General features: G+C 70.0%; 17 protein-coding genes. 8 read left to right on the plus strand and 9 right to left on the minus strand.

The features are described from left to right. Nucleotides 1-36: 36 nt before the first annotated feature. Nucleotides 37-723, minus strand: coding sequence for a YdcF family protein (locus DCD74_RS10425; RefSeq protein WP_162615985.1), 687 nt, complete (start codon nt 721-723; stop codon nt 37-39). Between the two features lie 131 nt (nt 724-854). On the opposite strand from DCD74_RS10425, the gene DCD74_RS10430 reads away from it, so the two are divergent. From DCD74_RS10430 to DCD74_RS10445, 4 genes are read left to right on the plus strand one after another with little or no spacing between them, the layout of a single operon-like run. Then, the gene (locus tag DCD74_RS10430) at nt 855-2,051 is read left to right on the plus strand and encodes a beta-ketoacyl-[acyl-carrier-protein] synthase family protein (protein WP_112927253.1); all 1,197 of its coding nucleotides are present in this window, start codon (nt 855-857) and stop codon (nt 2,049-2,051) included. After that, the gene (locus DCD74_RS10435) at nt 2,048-2,854 is read left to right on the plus strand and encodes a beta-ketoacyl synthase chain length factor (protein WP_112927254.1); all 807 of its coding nucleotides are present in this window, start codon (nt 2,048-2,050) and stop codon (nt 2,852-2,854) included. Before DCD74_RS10430 ends, DCD74_RS10435 begins: the two co-directional genes overlap by 4 nt. Next, complete coding sequence (locus DCD74_RS10440; protein WP_112927255.1) at nt 2,851-3,660, plus strand: glycosyltransferase family 2 protein; 810 nt, start codon at nt 2,851-2,853, stop codon at nt 3,658-3,660. Before DCD74_RS10435 ends, DCD74_RS10440 begins: the two co-directional genes overlap by 4 nt. Further along, nucleotides 3,608-5,278, plus strand: coding sequence for an NAD(P)/FAD-dependent oxidoreductase (locus DCD74_RS10445; protein WP_112927256.1), 1,671 nt, complete (start codon nt 3,608-3,610; stop codon nt 5,276-5,278). Before DCD74_RS10440 ends, DCD74_RS10445 begins: the two co-directional genes overlap by 53 nt. 7 nt (nt 5,279-5,285) lie before the next feature. Here the strand turns inward: DCD74_RS10445 and fabG are convergent, their stop codons facing one another. From fabG to DCD74_RS10485, 8 genes are all read right to left on the minus strand, one after another. Then, the gene (gene fabG / locus DCD74_RS10450; RefSeq protein WP_112927257.1) at nt 5,286-6,017 is read right to left on the minus strand and encodes a 3-oxoacyl-ACP reductase FabG; all 732 of its coding nucleotides are present in this window, start codon (nt 6,015-6,017) and stop codon (nt 5,286-5,288) included. A 49-nt stretch (nt 6,018-6,066) separates the two neighbouring features. Further along, a complete protein-coding gene (locus tag DCD74_RS10455) occupies nt 6,067-6,507 on the minus strand; it encodes a phosphotransferase (protein WP_112927258.1) in 441 nt (146 codons plus the stop codon). Then, entirely contained in the window at nt 6,500-8,848 is a 2,349-nt protein-coding gene (locus DCD74_RS10460; protein WP_112927259.1) for an MMPL family transporter, read from the minus strand. The genes DCD74_RS10455 and DCD74_RS10460 overlap by 8 nt, the downstream gene beginning before the upstream one ends. Before the next feature lie 65 nt (nt 8,849-8,913). Further along, complete coding sequence (locus DCD74_RS10465; RefSeq protein WP_335645448.1) at nt 8,914-9,570, minus strand: LolA-related protein; 657 nt, start codon at nt 9,568-9,570, stop codon at nt 8,914-8,916. Then, nucleotides 9,476-10,492: an LpxL/LpxP family acyltransferase gene (locus tag DCD74_RS10470; protein ID WP_112927261.1), complete on the minus strand. Its 1,017-nt coding sequence runs from the start codon at nt 10,490-10,492 to the stop codon at nt 9,476-9,478. Before DCD74_RS10470 ends, DCD74_RS10465 begins: the two co-directional genes overlap by 95 nt. Continuing rightward, nucleotides 10,489-10,794 (minus strand): hypothetical protein, encoded by a 306-nt coding sequence (locus tag DCD74_RS10475; protein ID WP_112927262.1) that lies wholly within the window; start codon nt 10,792-10,794, stop codon nt 10,489-10,491. The genes DCD74_RS10470 and DCD74_RS10475 overlap by 4 nt, the downstream gene beginning before the upstream one ends. Before the next feature lie 18 nt (nt 10,795-10,812). After that, entirely contained in the window at nt 10,813-11,523 is a 711-nt protein-coding gene (locus tag DCD74_RS10480; RefSeq protein WP_112927263.1) for a COG4648 family protein, read from the minus strand. Nucleotides 11,524-11,527: 4 nt separating this feature from the next. Further along, entirely contained in the window at nt 11,528-11,794 is a 267-nt protein-coding gene (locus DCD74_RS10485; RefSeq protein WP_112927264.1) for a phosphopantetheine-binding protein, read from the minus strand. Between the two features lie 128 nt (nt 11,795-11,922). Between DCD74_RS10485 and DCD74_RS10490 the strand changes: the two genes are divergently transcribed. The 4 genes from DCD74_RS10490 to hemB are packed head-to-tail and all read left to right on the plus strand — an operon-like array spanning nt 11,923 to nt 15,535. Continuing rightward, complete coding sequence (locus DCD74_RS10490) at nt 11,923-13,239, plus strand: NAD(P)/FAD-dependent oxidoreductase (protein WP_112927265.1); 1,317 nt, start codon at nt 11,923-11,925, stop codon at nt 13,237-13,239. Continuing rightward, a complete protein-coding gene (locus tag DCD74_RS10495) occupies nt 13,236-14,237 on the plus strand; it encodes a chorismate transformation enzyme, FkbO/Hyg5 family (protein ID WP_162615986.1) in 1,002 nt (333 codons plus the stop codon). Before DCD74_RS10490 ends, DCD74_RS10495 begins: the two co-directional genes overlap by 4 nt. Before the next feature lie 24 nt (nt 14,238-14,261). Then, the gene (locus tag DCD74_RS10500; protein WP_112927266.1) at nt 14,262-14,510 is read left to right on the plus strand and encodes a hypothetical protein; all 249 of its coding nucleotides are present in this window, start codon (nt 14,262-14,264) and stop codon (nt 14,508-14,510) included. 32 nt (nt 14,511-14,542) lie between these two features. After that, the gene (hemB, locus tag DCD74_RS10505) at nt 14,543-15,535 is read left to right on the plus strand and encodes a porphobilinogen synthase (RefSeq protein ID WP_112927267.1); all 993 of its coding nucleotides are present in this window, start codon (nt 14,543-14,545) and stop codon (nt 15,533-15,535) included. Nucleotide 15,536: the final 1 nt, after the last annotated feature.

Raw genomic sequence — 15,536 nt, forward strand, 5'->3', positions numbered from 1 at the left:
GATGCTAACCCGTGGCCTGCACGGGCCGCGTGGGCCCTAGGTCACGCGTTCGAGCATGCGTTGCGAGCGGATGAAGCGCGCCCAGCGGGTGCCGATGTCGAGCAGGGACAGGTAGCCGGCCTCGCCGGCCAGTCGCAGCAGCATGCGCGGGCTCAGCGACAGGCGCGGCTCGGCGGCGCAGAGTTCGGCCTCGATGCCCAGCTGGCGCGCGAACTGCCGGCAGCGGGCCAGGTGGTAGCGGCTGCTGACCAGCACCACCGGCCCCTGGTGCGCGACCTGGCGCAGCAGATCGCGGGCGTTGCGCAGGTTCTGCAGGGTGTCGCGGGAATCGCGCTCCAGGTGCAGCGCGGCCTCGGTGATGGACGCGCGGGCCAGCAGCGCGTCGCGGGCGATTTCGGCTTCGCTGGCCTCGCCCTGCGGGCCGCCGCCGAGCAGCATCAGGCGTTGCGGCGCATGGCTGTGCCAGAGCTGGCCGGCGCGCTGGATGCGGGCATCGAAATCGGCATCGATCCGTCCCCCCGGCGCGTGCTTGCCGAACAGCAGCACGCAGCGGCCGTCGCGCGGCTCGCAGGGGGCGTTGCGGGCCACCCTGAACGTCTGGACGAAATAGCCGGCATAGACCAGTCCGGCGCTGAATACGCAGGCCGCCAGCGCGATCCCGCCGACGTGCAGGACGTCGCGGTCGATCATCAACGACGCGCGGTGGGCGGTGCGGCTGGTCATGACGGCCCTCATTCTATAAGGCCGGCCGCGCGCGGCTTCATCCGGGGCTCCGGGAGTCCGTCGCTATACTCCGGCCAGTTTCGCGAACCGGATTTTCCGTGCCTGCTTCCCCCGCTGCGCCCGCGACCGCGATGGCGCCCCTCGCCATCACCGCCTACACCGCCACCACCGCGCTCGGCCGCGGTCGCGCCGCCCAGCTCGACGCACTGCGGGCCGGCCGCAGCGGGCTGCGCCGCAACGATTTCGGCCCGCTGAAAGACGGAGCGCCGCTGCCGACCTGGATCGGCCGCGTCGATGGGCTGGAAGAAGCCGCGCTGCCCGACACCCTCGCCGGCTGGGAATGCCGCAACAACCGCCTCGCCTGGCTCGCCCTCAACCAGGACGGCCTGCGCGACGCCGTGCAGGCCTTGCGCGAACGCCACGGCGCCGACCGCGTGGCGATCGTCGTCGGCACTTCCACCTCCAGCATCGGCGCCACCGAGGAGGCCTACGCCCGCCTTGACGACGGCCGGTTCCCCGCCGACCTGCGCCGCCCGCAGGTCCACACCCCGCATTCGCTCGGCAATTTCCTGCAGGCCGCCACCGGCCTGCGCGGGCCGTGCATCACCGTGGCCACCGCCTGTTCGTCCAGCGCCAAGGTGTTCGCGCAGGCGGCGCGGCTGATCGAGGCAGGCCTCGTCGATGCGGCCCTGGTCGGCGGCGTCGATACCCTGTGCGGCAGCGTGCTCTACGGCTTCAACGCGCTCGGGCTGGTGTCCGCCAACCCGTGCATGCCCTTCGATGCCCGCCGCGACGGCCTGTCGCTCGGCGAGGCCGGCGGTTTCGCGCTGCTGGAGAAGGCGGATGAGGTCGATGCGGCTTCGCCCCGGCTGCTCGGCTATGGCGAATCCAGCGACGCCCACCACATGTCGGCGCCGCATCCCGAAGGCCTCGGCGCGCAGCTCAGCATGCGCGATGCGCTGGCCCGCGCCGGCCTGACCGCAGCCGACATCGACTATCTCAACCTGCACGGCACCTCCACGCCCGCCAACGACGCGGTCGAAGCGATGGCCGTGGCCGCGCTGTTTCCGGAAAGCCTGCACGCCAGTTCCACCAAGGGCTGGACCGGCCACACGCTGGGCGCGGCGGGGATCGTGGAATCGGTGTTCGCGCTGCTGGCGCTGGACCACGGCTTCCTGCCCGGCACGCTCAACAGCAGCCGCGCCGATGCCGCCTGCGGCGCGCAGATCCGTTTCCTGCCGCAGGAAAAACCGGCCCGCCATGCGATGAACAATTCCTTCGGCTTCGGTGGCAACAACTGCTCGCTGCTGTTCGGGGCGCGCGCATGACGCCGATCGACGCCCGCATCGAAGGCATCGGCTTCTGGTCGAAGGGGCTGCCGTCCTGGTCCGATGCCGCCGCCTTCGCCCACGCCGGCACGCTGCCGGAGAACGCGCCGGCACGGCCTTCGCCGCAGCTGCTCGCCGCCAACGAGCGCCGCCGCGCGCCGGAATCCGTCGCGGTGGCGCTGGAAGTCGCGCTGGCCGCCTGCCAGGCCGCCGGCCGCGACCCGGCCACGCTGCCCTCGGTCTTCGCCTCGACCCACGGCGATCTCGGCATCACCGATTACATGTGCGAGACATTGGCCGGCGACGACCCGGCCGCGATCTCGCCGACCCGCTTCCACAACTCGGTGTACAACGCCGCCGCCGGCTACTGGACCATCGGCGCCGGCTGCATGCATCCCTCCACCGCGCTGTCCGCCTACGCCGCCACCTTCGCCCAGGGCCTGCTGGAAGCGCTGATGCAGCTGGCCACGGGCCACGACGCCGTGCTGCTGGCCGCCTACGACACCGGCGCCAGCGGCCCGCTCGTCGCCATCTCCAACACCACCGGCACGCTCGGCGGCGCCTTGGTATTGGCGAAGGGCGACGGACACGGCCGCGGTCTGCGCGCCTGGCTCGCCGATGGCGAGGCCACGCCCGCCGATGGCGCACTCGCGCGGCGCGAGGCGGGCAACGCCATGCATCCGATGCTGCCGCTGTTCGACGCCCTGGCGCACGAAGCCGCCGCCACTCTTTCACTCGATGCCGGTGCCGGCCGCGTTCTGATGATCGAACTCGACCCGGCGCCGCTGCAGGAGCCCGCGTGACCTACGACCGCCACAACATCGCCATCGTCATCCCCGCCCTCAACGAGCGCCTGCGCATCCGCGAGGTGGTCGAAGGCGCACTGCGCCACGCCGACCGCGTCATCGTCATCGACGACGGTTCCGATGACGGCACCGCCGACTGCATCCGTGACCTGCCGATCACCCTGCTCCGCCACGAGACGCGCTGCGGCAAGGGCGCGTGCCTGCGCGACGGGTTCGCCGAAGCGCTGCGCCAGGGCGCGGTGGCCGCGATCAGCATGGACGGCGACGGCCAGCACAGCGCCGACGACATCCCGCGCATGCTCGACGCCGGCAACCGCCGCCCGGGCTGGATCGTGATCGGCGCGCGCCTGCGCAAGCGTTCGCAGCAGCCGACCTACCGCCGCCTCGCCAACGAGTTCGGCGACTGGGGCGTGGCCTGGGGCACCGGCTACCAGATCGCCGACAGCCAGAGCGGCCAGCGCCTGTACCCGGCCAACGTGATGGCGCTGGGCGACGTGCCCGGCGAGGACTTCGTCTACGAGGCGCAGATCCTGATGTCCGCCGCGCAGGAACTCGGCGTGCGCTGCGTGTCGATCCCGATCGAGGCGCGCTACAACCAAGTGCACGGCCCGCAGCAGATGCGCCCGAGCCACTTCAAGCCGCTGAAGGATTTCAGCCGCATCACCTCGCATATCGTGCTGCAGTGCCTGCGCCGCGGCGGCGTGCCGGCGATGTACAGCCGTATCCGCGCGAATCCGCCGGTGATCGACGATGCCGACGGCGTGCTGGCCATGCCGGCCGCGCCGCTCCGGCAGGCGGGTTGAGGTGGAGCGCCGCGACGTCGTCATCCTCGGCGGAGGGCTGGCCGGCCTGACCCTCGCGCTGCAGCTGAAACGGCAGGACCCGGCGCTGTCGGTCCGCGTCATCGAGCGCCGCGCCCATCCGGTGCCGGAAGCCGCGTTCAAGGTGGGCGAATCCACGGTGGAGATCGGCGCGCACTATTTCGCCAACGTGCTCGGCCTGCACGACCACCTCAGCGAAGCGCACATCCGCAAGTTCGGCTTCCGCTTCTTCTTCTCCGATGGCAGCACGCGCATCGACCGCTGCACCGAACTCGGCGTCAGCCGCCTGCTGCCCACGCCCAGCTGGCAGATCGACCGCGGCCGCTTCGAGAACTTCCTCGGCGGACATGCGCGCGCACTCGGCATCGAATTCGTCGATGCTGCGAAGGTCGGCGGCGTCGACCTGGCGGAGGGCGACGGCGACCACCGCGTCCGCTACACGCAGGGCGACGCGGAAGTGGAAGTCGACGCGCGCTGGCTGGTCGATGCCAGCGGCCGCGCCGGCCTGCTCAAGCGGAAACTGGGGCTGGCGAAGGCGAACGACCACGAGGTCAACGCCGCCTGGTGGCGCGTCGAAGGGTTCGTGCAGCCGAAGCAGTGGTCCGACGACGCGGACTGGCTGGCGCGCTGTGATCCGCCGGACCGCTGGCGTTCCACCAACCACCTGTGCGGCCCGGGCTACTGGGTGTGGCTGATCCCGCTGGGCTCGGGCACGCATTCCATCGGCATCGTCGCCGACGAGGCGCTGCATCCGCTCGCCACGCTCAACAGCCACGACAAGGCGATGGACTGGCTGCGCACGCACCAGCCGCAGCTGGCCGCGACGCTGGACGCACCCGCGCACGCGCTGCTCGACTTCATGTTCATGCGCCACTTCTCGCACGCATGCACGCAGCTGTATTCCGGCCAGCGCTGGGCGATCACCGGCGAGGCCGGCCTGTTCGCCGATCCGTTCTATTCGCCGGGCAGCGACTTCATCGCCATTTCCAACAGCTTCATCACCGACCTGATCGGCAAGGACTGCGCCGGCGAACCGTTCGCGCCCTACGCCAGCCTGTACCAGCAGCTGCTGCAGTCGTTCTACGACAACACCATGCGGCTGTTCCAGGGCCAGTACCCGCTGTTCGGCAACGCCCGCGTCATGCCGGTCAAGGTGATCTGGGACTACACCTATTACTGGGCCGTGCTGGCGCCGCTGTACATCTCGGGGCGCATCGCGGCGCTGCCGATGCTCGGTCGCCTGCGCCCGCAGCTGGAACGCGCGAATGCGCTCAACGCGGCGATGCAGCCGTTCCTGCGCGCCTGGGGCGAAGTCGATGACTACGGCATCCGCGAGGACGGCCGCCTGCTCGACCAGTACGTCATCCCGTGGTTCCACGAGATGAATCGCGGGCTCCACGACACGCTGGACGATGACGCGTTCGCCGCGCGCATCGCCGGCCACGTGGGGCTGATGGAACGGCTGGCGGCGGAGATCCTCGGCAAGGTGCGCGCGCGCCATCCTTCGCTCGATGCCGGCGCGCTGGCCTCGTTGCTCGAAGGCGTGGCCAGCGGTGAGCCGATGCTCGCGCCCGTCTGGTACGCCGAAGCGACGGCCTGACCGCGCCTCAGCTCATCCCGCCATCGACGCCGATCACCTGGCCGTTGATGTAGCCCGCCGCATCGCCGCAGAGGAAGGCCACCAGCGCCGCCACTTCCTCGGGCGTGCCGGTGCGCGCCGCCGGCACCATCGCCTTGACCTGTTCGGGCGCGAAGACGTCGTTGGTCATGCTGCCGGCGATCACGCCCGGCGCGACCACGTTCACGGTGATGCCGCGGCTGCCCATCTCGCGTGCCAGCGACTTGCTGGCGCCGTGCAGCGCGGCCTTGGCGGCGGCGTAGTTCACCTGCCCGCGGTTGCCGAGCACCGCCGCCACGCTGGAAATGTTGACGATGCGGCCCCAGCGCGTGCGTGCCATCGGCAGCAGCAGCGGGCGGGTGGCGTGGAAGAAACCGTTGAGCGAGACATCGATGACGCTTCGCCATTGGTCGTCGCGCATGCCGGCCAGCGGCGCGTCGTCGTGGATGCCGGCGTTGTTGACCAGCACCTGCACCGGGCCGGCTTCAAGCAATGCCTCGATGGCGGACTGCGAGGCGGCGGCATCGGTCAGGTCGAAGGCGATGGCTTCGGCGTTGCCGCCCGCCGCCACGATGGCCGCCACCACCGCTTCCGCCCGCGCGATGTTGCCGTTGGCATGGACGATCACATGCAGCCCGGCCGCGCCCAGCGCACGGCAGATCGCGCCGCCGATATCGCCGCTGCCGCCGGTGACCAGTGCGCGCTTCGTGCCTGCCGTCATGCGTTTTCTGCCTGTTGTGGGGTGGTCGAAGTGTAGTGCGCGGCCGTGTTCAGCCCTGCAGCATCACCGCTGCGCGGCCCTCGGCGATGAGCATGCCGGCGTGTTCGATGCGGAACGCGTACTGCTGGCTGGTGTCCGACTGCATCAGCAGTTCGGCATGGCCGACGAGCTCGCCCGGCAGGTCGTCGATGCGCGCGCGCTGGATCTGCACGCCGCGCAGCGCCACCAGGAATCCGGCACGCGGCGTCGCGCCTTCGCGCGCCAGCAGCCCGCCATGCACGGCCATCGCCTGCGCGCCGTATTCGCAGAGGTGGATCGCGCGCAGCACGCCATCGCTGCGCAGCGGATTCAAAGCATCGCGGTGCGAGATCGTGGCGACGCGCACCGAAGCGGCATCGAAATCCAGTACACGCTGCCACAGGCACATCGCGCCCTGATGCGGGACGAGGGTGGCGATGTCGATGCGGTCGAGCGAAGCCACATCAGCCATGCGCACGCTCCTCGCGGGTGGCCGGCTGCCGCGCGACAAGCAGGCCGAGCACGAAGTTGAACAGCACGCCCAGCGTCACGGTGACGCCGATCGCGCGCAGCACCGGGATCGACGACAGCCCGAGCAGGAAGAACACCAGCAGCGTCATCAGGCTGCAGACGATCAGCGCGTGCAGGGTGCGCAGCTGGTCGCGGATGCCGTCGCCGGCGTGGTCGAAGAACAGCGCGTAATCGAGCCCGAGCCCGGCGGCAAGGATCAGCGCGACCAGATGGAACAGGTTGAGTTCGACGCCCGCGCCGCGCAGCACGGCGAGGATCAGCAGCGTGGTCAACGCCATCGGCAGCAGCACGCGCAAGGTGCGGCGCGGATCGCGCAGCGCGAACCACACGGTGGCCGTGAGCAGCAGCGCGGCGATGGAGAGCGACCACAGCACGCGCTCGCGGTACTGCACCACCAGCGATTCCGAGGCCGCCTTCATGTCCACCGGTTTGAGCCCGGCTTGGCGCGCGGCCTGCAGGAAAGCCGCATCGTCATGGATGCCGGCCACCGACACCAGCGCGGTGGCGCGGCCGTCGCGTTCGCGCAGCAGGCCGGCCAGCGTGGTGGCGAGCGGCGTGCCGGCGAGGTCGGCCTGCGTGAGCGGTTTGGCGCCGCGTGCGGTGGCGACATCGTGCAGGAAATCGTCGAAGGCATCCGGCACGAAATCGGTATCGGCCAGCGCGTCGTCCAGCGTGCGCCGCAAGGTGGCGTCATCGGGCAGGCGCGCCTGGCGCGCGCGTTGCACCTGCGCCGAAGGCAGGTAACGCGCGGCCATGTCGTAGCCGCTGATCAGGCCGGTTTCGCGCATGTGTTCGAGCCTGGGGCGGAGGGTTTCGCTGGCCTGCAGCACGGTTTCGATGTCGCGGCCTTCCAGCGCCAGCAGGTAGCGCACATCGGGCGCACCGAGTTCAGCGCGCAGGCGCATGTCGCGCGCCATCGCGTCCTTCGGCACCGGGGTGAGCTTCGATAGGTCGTTCTGCCAGAACGGCGTGGGCGCGAACTCGATCACCGCGAGTGCCGCCACGGCCAACACGCCGAGCATCCATGCACGTGGGCGCGGCAGCCGCTCGATGCCGCGCCAGAGCTTCGCCATCCACGGGGAATCGGCGGGGTCGCGCATGTCCGGGTCCAGCAGCGCCGGCAGCAGCAGGCGGGTGACCAGCGCGGCGGCCAGCAGGGCGACGATGGTGAACACCGCAAGCTGCTTCAGACCATCCACGCCTGAGGTGAGGAAAGTGAAATAGGCGATGCAGGTGGAGGCGACGCCGGTGGCGAGCGTGGGCCAGATCGACCGCGCGTTCTGCCACGGGGTGATGCCGGGCCGCTGGTGCGAGAACAGGTGGATGGGGTAGTCCTGCACCACGCCGATCAGGGTGAAACCGAAGGCGATGGTGATGCCGTGCACGCCGTCGAACAGCAGGGCGGTGGCGGCGAGGCCGGCGAGTCCCGCGGTCGCCAGCGGCAGCACGCCGAACAGCGGCATCTTCCAGCTGCGGTAGGCGACGAGCAGCAGCAGGATCAGGCCGATCGTGTCCATGGAACCGATCAGGCTGGCTTCGCGCGCGGTGCGGCTGCCGATCTCCACCGAGATCGCGCCGGGGCCGCTCATTTCCAGCCGCGTGCCGCTGTCGCCGCGCACGTCGGCAAAGGCGGCGTTGACCGCGTTGACGGCGACCTCCTGCCCGGTCGGGTCGAAGCCGGCGGCGCGGGTCTCGGCCACCAGCAGCGCGGCGCTGCCCGCCTTGTTGAACCAGACGTCGTGCAGGCGCTGCGGGCCGTTCGCCGGCTGCCAGCCTTCGACCAGCTTCAGCGTTTCCAGCGTGGGGTCGGAAGGAATCAGCGGCTCCAGCAGGCCGGCGGCGGGCGAGCCGAGATCCTCGATGCGCGCCTGCAGTTCGTCATGCAGATAGGCGGTGTCGAGCGGATGCGCGTCGAAGGTGGGCGTGAGCAGGTAACGGTACGGACGCAGCGCGGCGGGAATGGCGTCGAGCGATTGCGGCGCGCCGTTGGACACCAGCAGGAAACGGGTGTCGGCGGCGAGCTTCGCCGCGAGCGCAGTGGATTGCGCGGCCAGGGTTTCGCTGTCGGCGCCGCTGATCGACATCAGCAGCAGGCGCGAGCCGGGGCCTTCGCCGAGTTCGTCCATCAGCAGGCGTTGCGCCGGGGTCTGCGCCTCGGGCATGAACTTGCGCAGGTCGCCCGACATCGACAACCGCGACGACAGCACGAAGCCGGCGACGGCCAGCAGCGCCAGCCAGGCCAGCGCGATCAACAGACGGGTCTTGGCGGGAAGCGGCTTCATCCGTCGCATGCATGGCCCAGGGAGGCGGCCATGTTAGCGAGTGCGATGCCGCCGCCGCGCGCGGCTCAGCTGCCGCTCTGGCAGAGCGAAGCCAGCTGCGCGGCGCTGGTCGAGGCGGTCACGCTGCGTGCGGCGCTGGCCAGCAGGGTGCGTTGCACCTCGTCGCCCCGCGTGGTGCGGGTCTCGATGCAGCGCAGTTCGCTGCCGCGCCCGTACAGGGTGATGTCGCGGACGTACTGCTTGAGCGCGGCCTGCTTGGGCGTCATCCGCATCTGCCACTGCGCGCGGGTGCCGCGGGCGGCGAGGTTGAAGTCGCGGCTGATGCCCGCCGCATCGCCGCGCAGCAACGCGCCGAAGCCGGCCTGCATGCCGGCCAGCTGCGGTGCGCGCGACAACGAGAAGGTGCGCGCCGGCTTGCCCGACCGCGCGATGCTGGCCTGATCGCCGAGCAGCGTGGTGGTCTCGGTGTAGGGCGTGCGCACCTCGCGGACCAGGGTCTGGTCATCGGGGCGGCGATATTCGCCGGACAGCCGCAGCGGATTCTTCAGCAGCCGCGAGTCGCGCACCTCGACGAAGCTGGTGCGCATCGGCGCGGGCTGCGCCAGCCGCGACAGGATCCAGCCGCTCTCAACCGGCGCCGGTGCGTCCGCCCGGGCCGGCATCGACAGCGCCACGGCGCAGAGCAGTGCGGCGCTGCACTGCAGCGTCATCCAGCGCGGCATCGTGCGGGGTTTCATCGTCTGCCCAGAAGTCATAGAAGTTGAACCAGTTGTAGGGAGCATCGCGCGTCATAGTCTCCAGACGCGTGGCGTAACGTCGGATGAGCAGGGCCAGCGCCTGCGCGCGCACGTTGCGCGGCACGTCCAGCGCGTCTTCCTCGAACGCCTCGAAATGCAGGTCATAGCGGCGGCCACCGCGATACAGCCCAAAGCCCAGCGCCACCGGCACCTTCAACGCGGCGGCGACCAGCCACGGCGTGGTCGGGAAACGCGCGACGCCGCCCAGGAACGGTGCCGGCAAGGCCGGTTCATCCGGGCGCGCGCGGTCCACCAGCATCGACACCAGCGCGCCTTCGTCGAGCGCCTGCTTCATCGCGATCGCCACGCCCGGGCCGTCCTGCGCGGCATCGATCACGCTCGCCGCGATGGTCGGATTGAGCGCGTCCAGCAGCTGCATCAGCGCCGGGTTCTGCCCTTTGTCCAGCACCACGCGGATGATGTAGTCGGGCCGCCGCGTGGCCAGCACGCGCAGCACGTCGAAGCTGCCGAGGTGCGAGCCGAACAGCAGCACGCCGCGCTTCTTGTCGAGCACGCGGTGCAGCGCATCGAGGCCGCTGACCGTGACATCGAAACGGTCGAGATCGCCGCCGAGCAGGAACACCCGGTCGAGGATGGTCGAGGCGAACGTGTGCACGTGGCGCGCGCCATCGAGCAGCCGCGCCGGCCGCCCGAGCACGCGCGAGAGATAGGCGATGGACGCGCGGCGCTCCGGCCCCCGCTTGGCGAGGAAGTAGGCGGTGATCGGCCACAGGAAGGGCCGGGTCAGGCCGCGCCCCATGTAGCGCGCGAAGGTGCGGATCAGCCAGATGGCGAAGAAACCGCCGCCTTCCGGGCGCGCTTTCCAGTCGGTCGCGGGCGCGCTCATGCGGCGGCGATCTCGCCGCTGGCGATCAGGGTGTCGCCGCGCAGCACGCGGAAGCGCCAACGCGAAGGCGCGGTGGCGTCGATCTCGATCACCGCGTCCTCGTCGGGCAGCAGCGGTTGCAGGAACTTCACCTGCGGCAGCTTAAACGCGGGCAACGGGCCGGCGTCGGCTTCGATCGCGCGCTGCACCGCGTCGAGGATCACCACGCCCGGCACCACCGGCTGGCCGGGGAAATGCCCGGGCAGGCTGGGATGCGTGGCGGGGATGCACAGCGGGGTGCGGGTCGAAGCGGCTTCGCTCATCCTTCTAGGATACGTGGCTCATTTGAACAGGTCGCGCCAGAACGCCGGCCCCAGCGAGGCGCAGCGCCGGAAGAAATCCGCCGCGTTCTTGTAGCGGCCGGGGAAGCGCCGCTTGCGGACCATGAACTCCAGCGCGAACACGCCGCCGACCAGCCCGTAGTTCAGCCAGTTGGCGAACCACGACCATTGCGTGTCGCTGATCGGCCACGGCGGCGCGATGCCGGCGCGCATCAGCAGGCCGGCGGGCGTGGCCATCATCGCCAGCCCCAGGTTGAGCGCGGCCATGACGATGAACACCGCCGTCCACAACGCGGTCAGCCCGCGCGTGTAGCGGGCGAGCTCCGGCGCGAGCTGCGCGGCGGGCGCGCCTTCCAGCGCCGACACGATCCGGCTGATCACCGGCACCTGGCCGCGCCGCAAGGTGCGCCCGAACAGGAAGGCCATGAGCAGCAGGAAGATCACCGGCATCAGCAGCAGCGCGATGCCGATTTGGGCTGAATCCTTCAGCATCCACAACGCGAGCCCGGCGATGGCGGTGATCGACAACGCCCATGCGCGGCGCTGCCAGAGTGGTTGCGTGAGCAGCAGCAGGACGATCAGGAAGACCGCGAAGGCGGCGATGCGCGTGCTGCCGAAGTGCGTGGCCGCGTGCGAGCAGCAGAGATAGCCGAAGGCCAGCAGCGGCCGCGCGGCCGCCAACCAGCCGGGCGGCTCGGGCCGGGCCTTCACGGCCTCAGGCGCGGTGTTGCTGGATGTGTTCGGAGAGCGCGCGCAGCGAGGCGAAGATGCGGCGGTTGTCCTCGTTGTCCGAGCGCAGCTGGAAGCCGTATTTCTTGGAGATGGCCAGCGCCAGTTCCAGCGCGTCGATCGAATCCAGGCCCAGGCCGGTGTTGAACAGCGGGGCTTCGGGATCGATGCTGTCGGCCGCGACGTCGTCGAGATTCAGGCTTTCGACCAGCAATTCGGCGAGTTCGCGTTCGGCTTCGGTTTGGCTGGACATCGATCGTTTCCCTTCGGATTCAGGCGCGCGGACGCAGGCTGCGACCGTCTTTGAAGGTTAAGCGCACGCTATCATCCGCGCCAGTCCCCGCATGCAGTGGACGCCGCGGGTTATCCCTTTCCAGCCAGATGCACAGCGCACAATCCCCTGAACAACCCGCGCACGATTGCGACGTCCTGGTCATCGGCGGTGGCCCGGCCGGCAGTTGCGCCTCCGCGCTGCTGGCGCGGAAGGGCTGGAAGGTGGTGATGCTGGAAAAGGACTGCCATCCACGTTTCCACATCGGCGAATCGCTGCTGCCGGCCAACATGCCGATCCTCGAACGCCTGGGCGTGATGGAGAAGGTGCGCGCGGTGGGGATGCCGAAATACGGTGCCGATTTCCCGGCCGATGACGGCAGCTTCAACGTCTTCGATTTCCGCAAGACCCTGCGGTCGTCTTCCGGATTCGCGTTCCAGGTCAAGCGCGAGGAGTTCGACCAGGTGCTGTTCGAGCACGCGCGCGAAGCCGGCGTGGATGCACGTGATGGCGTGAAGGTGGAACGCGTCGATTTCGCCGACGACGGCGCGATCACCGTGCACGCCGGCGATGCTCGCTGGAAGCCGCGCTACCTGCTCGACGCCAGCGGACGCGACACCTTCCTGGCCGGCAAACTCAAGCTGAAGCGCAAGAACCCGCGTCATGCCTCCGCCGCGGTGTTCAGCCATTACCGCGGCGTCGCTCGCCGCGAAGGCCGCGACGAAGGCAATGTCAGCATCTACCGCCACGACCACGGCTGGCTGTGGATGATCCCGCTGCGCGACGGCAGCATGAGCGTGGGCGCGGTGTGCTTTCCCGATCACCTCAAGACCCGGCGCGGCGACGTCGAGCACTTCCTGCTGCAGACCATCGCCGGCGTGCCGGACATAGCCTCGCGCATGCGCGAGGCCGAACGCGTCGCGCCGGTCCACGTCACCGGCAACTACGCCTACGAATGCACGCGCATGCACGGCCGCCACTGGACACTGCTGGGCGATGCGTATTCCTTTGTCGACCCGATGTTCTCCTCCGGCGTCTTCCTCGCCATGCACAGTGCGGAGAAATCCGCCGACATGGTCGATGCCGTGCTGCGCGAACCCGCGCGCGAGGCCGCCTTGCAGCGCGCCCTGCAGCGGGATTTCGATGCCGGCCTGGACGAGTTCAAGTGGTTCATCTACCGCTTCACTTCGCCGACCATGAAGGCGCTGTTCGCCCATCCGCGCGATGTGATGGGCGTGGAGCGCGCGGTGGTGTCGATGCTGGCCGGCGATATTTTCGATGCGCGCCCGGTGGTCCGCCGCCTGCGCATCTTCCGATTCATCTATGCAATCTCCGCGCTCGGCATGGCGCCCGGAGCCTGGCGAGCATGGCGCCGCCGGCGGGGCCAGGTCGCGGTGGAGATGCGCGAGGAGACCCTGCAGGGATGACGCACGCTTCGCAAGACAACGCCGCGCATGACGCGCACCTGAGGGTCGATTACGTCGATGCCGCCGCGCCCGCCGGATGGCTGGCGCAAGCCGACGTGCTGGCGGTGTTCGGCTTCGGGCCGGACGCGCCGGCCAGCGACGACCCGCGTTACCTGCGCGTGCCGCTGGCGCCGCATGGCCGTGCGCCGCTGGAAGTCTGGCGCGGGCGGGGCGATGTGGTGTCGGGCCGCGACGGCGGGATCCGCTGGTCCAGCGACGGCGAGCTGCTGTTTGGCGTGATCGAGGTGGCCGAAGGCGAAGGGGGCATCAGCGAGGCGGCGCGCATCGCCTACGCCTCGATGAGCGGCTTCGTCGCCGCGCGCGGCTTCCCGCACCTGCTGCGGATCTGGAACTACCTGGACGCCATCACCCTCGGCGAGGGCGACGGCGAACGCTACCGGCAGTTCTGCGTGGGCCGCGCGCACGGGCTTGGCAGGTTCGAAACCGAATTGCTGCCGGCGGCGACCGCGATCGGCCGCTGCGATGACGAACGCGTGCTGCAGGTCTACTGGCTGGCGGCCAGGGCGCCGGGCAAGCCGGTGGAGAACCCGCGTCAGGTCAGTGCCTACCGCTACCCGCGCCAATACGGGCCGCAATCGCCCAGCTTCGCGCGGGCCATGCTGCCGCCGACCGCCGGGCAGATGCCGCTGCTGCTGTCGGGCACCGCCGCCGTGGTCGGCCATGCCTCGCGCCACGAAGGCGAGCTGCTGATGCAGCTGGAGGAAACCTTCCTCAATTTCGATGCGCTGCTCGGTGCCGCGCGTGAACGCCAGCCGGCGCTGCCGATGCAGTTCGGCCCCGGCACCCGGCTCAAGGTCTATGTGCGCGATGCCGGCGACCTGCCCGCCGTGGCCGAGGCGCTCGATGCCCGCTTCGGCGACGCGGTGCCGCGGGTGCTGCTGCATGCGGCGATCTGCCGGCGCGAACTGGCCATCGAGATCGATGGCGTGCATGGCTGACCAATCAACGTGAGGAACTGACCGATGGGTGTGATCAGCGTGATCTGGGGCGTCATCGCCCTGTTGTGGATGGTGCTGTCGCTCATCCCGCTGCTGGGCTGGGGCAACTGGTTCATGATCCCGTTCGCCGCGGTGGGCGCGATCATCGCCGCGATCGGCCTGCTGTTCACCCGCGCCGAGAAGCGCGGCCGCGCCAAGGCCGGGCTGTGGCTCAACCTGGTGGCGATCATCGCCGGCGCGGTGCGCCTGTCGATCGGCGGCGGCCTGCTCTGAAGCCGGCGGGCGTCAGGGCGTAAAATGCCCGCATGAGCTATCCCTACTCGCGACCGCGGCGGATGCGCCGCGATGCCTTCTCGCGCCGCCTGATGCGCGAGACCGTCCTCACCGCCGACGACCTGATCTACCCGGTCTTCGTGCACGAACTTGACGGCCGCGCGCCGGTCGGCTCGATGCCCGGCATCGAGCGGCTGTCGATCGACGAGCTGCTGAAGGTGGGCGAGGAGATGTCCGAGCTCGGCATCCCCGCCATCGCGCTGTTCCCGGTGACCGCGCCGGAAGCGAAATCGCTCGATGCGGTCGCCGCCTGGGACGACGACGGCCTGGCCCAACGCGCGGTGCGGGCGCTGAAGTCGCGCTTCCCGCAACTGGGCGTCATCACCGATGTCGCGCTGGATCCCTACACCTCGCACGGCCAGGACGGCCTGCTCGACGACAACGGCTACGTGCTCAACGACGAGACCGTCGAGGCGCTGGTGAAGCAGGCGCTCTCGCATGCGCGGGCCGGCGCCGACGTGGTCGCGCCGAGCGACATGATGGATGGCCGCATCGGCGCGATCCGTGGCGAGCTGGAGGGCGAGGGCTTCATCCACACCCGCATCCTCGCCTACAGCGCCAAGTACGCCAGTGCGTTCTACGGCCCGTTCCGCGACGCGGTGGGCAGCGCGGCGGCGCTCGGCAAGGCCGACAAGTACACCTACCAGATGGACCCGGCCAACAGCAATGAGGCGCTGCGCGAAGTCGACCACGACATCGGCGAAGGCGCGGACATGGTGATGGTGAAGCCGGGCCTGCCTTACCTCGACATCGTGCGGCGGGTGAAGGACGAATTCGGTGTGCCGACCTTCGTCTACCAGGTCAGCGGCGAGTACGCGATGTTGAAGGCGGCGGCGATGAACGGCTGGCTGGACGAACGCGCCTGCGCGCTCGAAGCACTGCTGTCGATCAAGCGCGCCGGCGCCGACGGCATCCTCACCTACTTCGCGCTCGACGCCGCGCGCTGGCTGCGCGAGGCACGTTGAC

Origin of the sequence: Lysobacter oculi (genome assembly GCF_003293695.1) — a bacterium.
GTDB lineage: Bacteria > Pseudomonadota > Gammaproteobacteria > Xanthomonadales > Xanthomonadaceae > Solilutibacter > Solilutibacter oculi.